The 6,159-nt window shown below is 71.2% G+C and carries 2 protein-coding genes; both read left to right on the top strand.

What is annotated here, in order from left to right; all coding sequences use genetic code 11:
- The coding region (locus DIE04_RS03505; protein WP_124522459.1) for an autotransporter domain-containing protein at window positions 1–3,730 on the top strand (3,730 nt) is incomplete at its 5' end.
- 156 nt (window positions 3,731–3,886) lie between these two features.
- Window positions 3,887–6,112, top strand: a complete 2,226-nt coding sequence (locus DIE04_RS03500) for an amylo-alpha-1,6-glucosidase (RefSeq protein WP_124485310.1) — start codon at window positions 3,887–3,889, stop codon at window positions 6,110–6,112.
- Window positions 6,113–6,159: the final 47 nt, after the last annotated feature.

Below are 6,159 nucleotides of genomic sequence, written 5' to 3'. Positions count from 1 at the left end.
GGCCGGCACGAACGTGAATCTCGGCGCGAACGCGCTGACGCTCGGCGGAACCGCGAGCGGCACGTACAGCGGCGCGATCGGCGGCACCGGCAGCCTGACGCTGGATGGCACCGGCACGCAGACGCTGAACGGCGCGAGCACTTATTCGGGCGGCACGAACCTCAATAGTGGCGGACTGGTGCTCGGCAACGCCGCGGCGCTCGGCACCGGCGCGTTGAATGTCGGCGGTTCGGCGACGCTCGATACGAACACGAACCTGACGGTGGCGAATGCAATCGGTCTCGGCGCGGGCGCGACGCTCACGCTCGGCGGCAGCAACGCGCTCGGATTGGGCGGCGCGATTACCGGTACGGGCACGCTCGTGAAGAACGGCGCGGCGACGGTGACGCTGACGGGCGCGAACACCTATACGGGCGGCACGACGATCAACGCGGGCACGCTGGCGATCGGCGCGGGCGGCAGCCTGGCGGCGACCGGCGCGATGAATCTCGCGAACGCGGGTGCGACGCTCGACCTCAGCAATGCGTCGGGTGCGCAAACGCTCGGCGCGCTGTCGGGCGCGGCCGGCACGAACGTGAATCTCGGCGCGAACGCGCTGACGCTCGGCGGAACCGCGAGCGGCACGTACAGCGGCGCGATCGGCGGCACCGGCAGCCTGACGCTGGCCGGCACCGGCACGCAGACGCTGAACGGCGCGAGCACTTATTCGGGCGGCACGAACCTCAATAGTGGCGGACTGGTGCTCGGCAACGCCGCGGCGCTCGGCACCGGCGCGTTGAATGTCGGCGGTTCGGCGACGCTCGATACGAACACGAACCTGACGGTGGCGAATGCAATCGGTCTCGGCGCGGGCGCGACGCTCACGCTCGGCGGCAGCAACGCGCTCGGATTGGGCGGCGCGATTACCGGTACGGGCGCGCTCGTGAAGAACGGCGCGGCGACGACCACGCTGACGGGCGCGAACACTTACACCGGCGGCACGACGATCAACGCGGGCACGCTCGCGATCGGCGCAGGCGGCAGCCTCGCATCAACCGGCACGATGAACCTCGCGAACGCGGGCGCGACGCTCGACCTGAGCAATGCGTCGGGTGCGCAGACGCTCGGTGCGCTGTCGGGCGTGGCCGGCACGAACGTCAGCCTCGGCGGCAATGCGCTGACACTGGGCGGGACGGCCAGCGGCACGTTCAGCGGCGTGATCGGCGGCACCGGCGGGCTGACGCTCGCAGGTACCGGCACGCAGACGCTGTCCGGCGCGAACACGTATACAGGCGGCACGACGATCAACGGCGGCAGCACGCTGGCGCTGGGCGCGGGCGGTAGCCTTGCGTCGAGCGGCGCGGTGAACCTGGTCGGCACGGGCGCGACGTTCGACCTGAGCGGCGCAACGGGTGCGCAGACGATCGGCGCGCTGACCGGCGCGGCCGGCACGAACGTGAATCTCGGCGCGACTGCGCTGACGCTGAGCGGCAACGGCAGCAATACCTTCGGCGGCGTGATCGGCGGCACCGGCAGCCTGACGCTGGCCGGCACCGGTACGCAGACGCTGACGGGCGCGAACACGTACACCGGCGGCACGACGATCAACGCCGGCACGCTGGCGCTGGGCGCGGGCGGCAGCCTTGCGTCGAGCGGCGCGGTGAACCTGGCCGGCACGGGCGCGACGTTCGACCTGAGCGGCGCAACGGGCGCGCAGACGATCGGCACGCTGACCGGCACGGCGGGTACGAGCGTGAACCTCGGCGGCAACGCGCTGACACTGAACGGCAGCACCGCCGGCACATTCGGCGGGACGATCGGCGGCACCGGCGGCCTGACGGTCGCGGGCACCGGCATTCAGACGCTGACCGGCAGCAACACCTATACGGGCGGCACGACGATCGCATCGGGCGGCACGCTGCAGCTCGGCAACGGCGGCACGTCGGGCAGCGTGGTCGGCAATGTCGTCGACAACGGCGCGCTGATCTTCAATCAGTCCGCGAACGTGACGCTCGCGAGCGTGCTGTCCGGCACCGGTTCGCTGACCCAGGCCGGCAGCGGGCAACTGACGCTGACCGGTACCAATACGCTGAGCGGCCCGACCACCGTCGCGGCGGGTACGCTCGCGGTCGACGGTTCGCTCGGCCAGTCGACCGTGACCGTGCAGAACGGCGCGACGCTGACGGGCACCGGCACGGTTGGCGGCTTCGTCGTGCAGAGCGGCGCGTTCGCGGCCGCGTCGCAGCCGGGCGCGGCGCTGAACGTGGCCGGCAACGTCACGTTCCAGCCGGGCTCGACGCTGCAGGTCGCGGTGACGCCGCAGCAGGCCGGCAGCATCGCGGCGGGCGGCACGGCCACGCTGAACGGCGGCACCGTGCAGGTGCTCGCGAACCAGGCCAGCTACCAGCCGACCACGAAGTACACGATCCTCAGCGCATCGTCGGGCGTGCAGGGCACGTTCAGCCAGGTGAATTCGAACTACGCGTTCCTGATGCCGACGCTCAGCTACGATCCGGACCACGTGTACCTGCAGCTCGTCGCGAACGGCACGGCGCTGCCCGATGTCGCGGCGACGCCGAACCAGCGCGCGGTCGCGACCGCGATCGGTGGGCTCGGCGCGGGCAACCCGCTCTACGACACGGTGCTGACGACCGATGCGGCCACCGCGCGGCGGGCCTACGGGATGCTCGACGGGGAACTGCAGGCGAGCCTGAAGAGCATGCTGCTGCTCGACAGCCGCTACGTGCGCGAAGCCGTGACCGATCGCGTGCGCCAGGGCCTCGCGCCCGGAGCCGGGCCGCTCGCCGCGCTGTCGTCGGGCGGTGCCGCGCTGTGCGGCGACAACACGGCCGGCGCGACCGATCCGACGCTGCCGCCGGAACGCCGGATCGGTTCGCGCGCAGGTTGCTACGGCGGCACGCCGTATCAGCCGGTGGTCTGGGGGCAGGCGTTCGGCGGCCGCAGCCGGCTCGCGGGCGACGGCAACGCGTCGACGATCAACCGCAGCATGACGGGCTTCATCGCCGGTGCCGACATGGCGCTCAACGACCAGTGGCGTGCCGGTCTCGCCGCGGGCGTCACGCACAGCTCGCTCGACAACGACCAGAGCGCGTCGGCGTCGGTCAACAGCTACTACCTGTCGCTGTACGGGGGCGCGCAGTACGGTGCGCTCGGCGTGCGCGGCGGCGCGTCGTACACGTGGTACCGCATCAACAGCGACCGCAATCCGGGCTTCGCGGGCTTCTCCGATCACGATTCGGCCGGCTACAACGCGCATTCCGAGCAGGTGTTCGGCGAAGTCGGCTATGCGCTGCCGGTCGGGCCGGTCGCGCTCGAACCGTTCGCGGGTCTTGCCTACGTGAACCTGCATACCGACGGCTATACGGAAACCGGCGGCGCGGCCGCGCTGCAGGCCGGCGGCCAGACGACCCACGTCGGTTTCTCGACGCTCGGCGTGCGCGCGGCGTCGCAGCTCGGCACGCTCGCGAGCGGCACGTTCACCGCGCGCGGGACGGTCGGCTGGCGGCATGCGTTCGGCAACGTGCGGCCGTCGTCGGCGTTCACGTTCGCGAACGGCGGCACGTCGTTCCAGGTGTCGGGCGTGCCGATCGCTCGCGACAGCGCGGTGCTCGAAGCGGGCATCGATGCGACCATCACGAAGCGCCTGACGCTCGGTCTCACGTTCAGCGGCCAGTACGGCAGTGGCGTGCGCGACAACGCGGTGCTCGGCAACATCCTGTGGAAGTTCTGACCGGCGCCTGAGGTGCCTGGGCGCGATCCCGATGCGACGGCGATGCCCGCATCGGGGTCGCGTCTTTTTCGGCGCTGCGCGCGTCCCCCGTTCTGGCCTATCCTGTGCGAAACACGCGACGCGCGCCGCGCGTTGCGCCTCGACACAGGAGCATCGATGCCGAATCACGCCGAAGCCACCACGACGCAGGCGCCGCAAGTCGCGCCCGTCCCCCCGACCCAGGCGACAGGCCCCGCATTCATCGCGCCCGAAGCCGATCCGCAGGCGCTCGCACGCAACAACCAGTACGTCCTGAAATCCGGCGACGCGTTCGTCGTCAGCGACGCGCTCGGCGACGTCGGCGGCCATGACGACGGCCTGTTCGTCGACGACATGCGCGTGCTGTCGACCTGGCGCCTGACGTTCGGCGGCCGCGCGCCGTCGCTGCTGTCGGGCGCGACGAGCGCGGACAACGCGTCGTTCACCGCGCACCTGACGAACCGCCCGCTGCCGCCGCTCGGCGGTCGCGAGACGCCCGAGGGCGTGATCCACATCGAACGGATGCGCGTGCTCGCGGGCGACGTGCTGTACGAAGCGCTGACGCTGACCAACTATGGCGCGAGCGAGGCCGAGGTGCCGCTGTCGCTGTCGTTCGCGGCGGATTTCAAGGACATGTTCGAAGTGCGCGGCACGCAGCGCCCGAAGCGCGGCACGGTGGTTGCGCCGCGCGTCGACGGCGGTGCGGTGCGGCTTCGCTACGACGGCCTCGACAAGGTCGAGCGCAACGTGACCGTGCATTTCTCGCCGGCGCCCGACGCGTTGTCGGTCGATCGTGCCGATTACACGCTGACGATCGCCGCGCAGGCGTGCGTGTCGATCTACCTGACCGTCGACGCGACGCTCGGCCGCGCGCACGACGGTGAAGGCCCGGGATGCGGGCGCGTCGCGCTGCGCACCGCGCTCGTCGGCGTGCATCGCGAGATGCGCTCGCGCCGCGAGTCGATGGCGCGCGTGAACACCGGCAATCCGCTGTTCGATGCGTGGCTCGACCGCTCGCTCGCGGATCTCGGGCTGCTCACGACGCAGCTCGATACCGGGCCGTATCCGTATGCGGGCATTCCGTGGTTCTCGACGCCGTTCGGCCGCGACGCGGTGATCACGTCGCTGCAGATGCTGTGGCTGCAGCCGTCGCTCGCGCGCGGCGTGCTGCGCTTTCTCGCGGAGCACCAGGCGCGCGAGACGTCCGCGTTTCGCGATGCGGAGCCCGGCAAGATCATGCACGAATTCCGCCGCAGCGAAATGGCCGCGACGGGGGAGGTGCCGTTCGCGCTCTATTACGGCGGCGTCGACACGACCCCGCTGTTCATCGTGCTCGCGGGCGCGTACGTCGAACACACCGGCGACGATGCGCTGATCGACGAGCTGTGGCCCGCGCTCGAGCGCGCCGCGCAGTGGGTGATCGACAAGTGCGACCGCAATCCGTACGGGCTGCTCGACTACCAGCGCACGTCGGAGCGCGGTCTCGCGAACCAGGGCTGGAAGGACAGCCACGATTCGGTGTTTCATGCGGACGGCCGCTTTCCCGACGGTCCGATCGCGCTCGTCGAAGTGCAGGCGTATGCGTGCGCGGCGCTCGATGCGATGTCGATGTGCTCGCACCGGCGCGGCCACGCGGCCGACGCGACACGCTATGCGCTGCGCGCGAAGGCGCTGCGCGACCAGGTCGAGACGCTGTTCTGGATGCCGGAAGGCCAGTTCTACGGGATCGCGCTCGACGGTCACGGCGACCTGTGCCGCGTGCTGGCGTCGAACGCGGGCCATCTGCTCGCGTTCGGCCTGCCCGACGCCGAGCGCGGCGCGGCGGTCGCCGGCGTACTCGGCTCGACGCTGTTCCAGACGGGCTGGGGCGTGCGCACGCTCGCGGCCGGCCAGCCGCGCTTCAACCCGATGGCCTATCACAACGGCTCGGTGTGGCCGCACGACAATGCGCTGATCGCGCGCGGGCTCGCGCGCTACGGCGACAAGACGGCCGCGGTGAACCTGCTGCGCGCGCTGTTCGAAGCCGCGGTCAGCTTCGAGATGCGGCTGCCGGAGCTGTTCTGCGGGTTCCCGCGCCGGCGCGGCGAGCCGCCGACCGCCTATCCGGTCGCGTGCCTGCCGCAGGCGTGGGCGGCCGGTGCGCCGTTCATGATGCTGCAGGCGTGTCTCGGCGTGAGCGTCGACGCGGCGCGCCACGAGGTGCGGGTCGAGCGCCCGGCGCTGCCCGAAGGTGTCGACTGGCTGCGCATCGACGAACTGCGCGTCGGCGACGAAACGGTATCGCTGACGTTCCGGCGCGTCGATGGCCAGGTGATCGCGTCGGCGGAGCAGCCGGGGCGGGTGAAGGTGGTCGCGGTGCTGTAGCGCATGCGGCTGCACGGACGTTGCGCGATGTCGTGCCACGTCCGCAC

This window comes from Burkholderia sp. Bp8994 (assembly GCF_003853805.1).
Taxonomy (GTDB): Bacteria; Pseudomonadota; Gammaproteobacteria; order Burkholderiales; family Burkholderiaceae; genus Burkholderia.
This window is presented reverse-complemented; position numbering and strand designations above follow the sequence as displayed.

Excerpts from the sequence above, each read along its gene's own strand:
- DIE04_RS03500 (WP_124485310.1), top strand. The coding sequence starts at position 3,887 with ATGCCGAATCACGCCGAAGCCACCACGACGCAGGCGCCGCAAGTCGCG.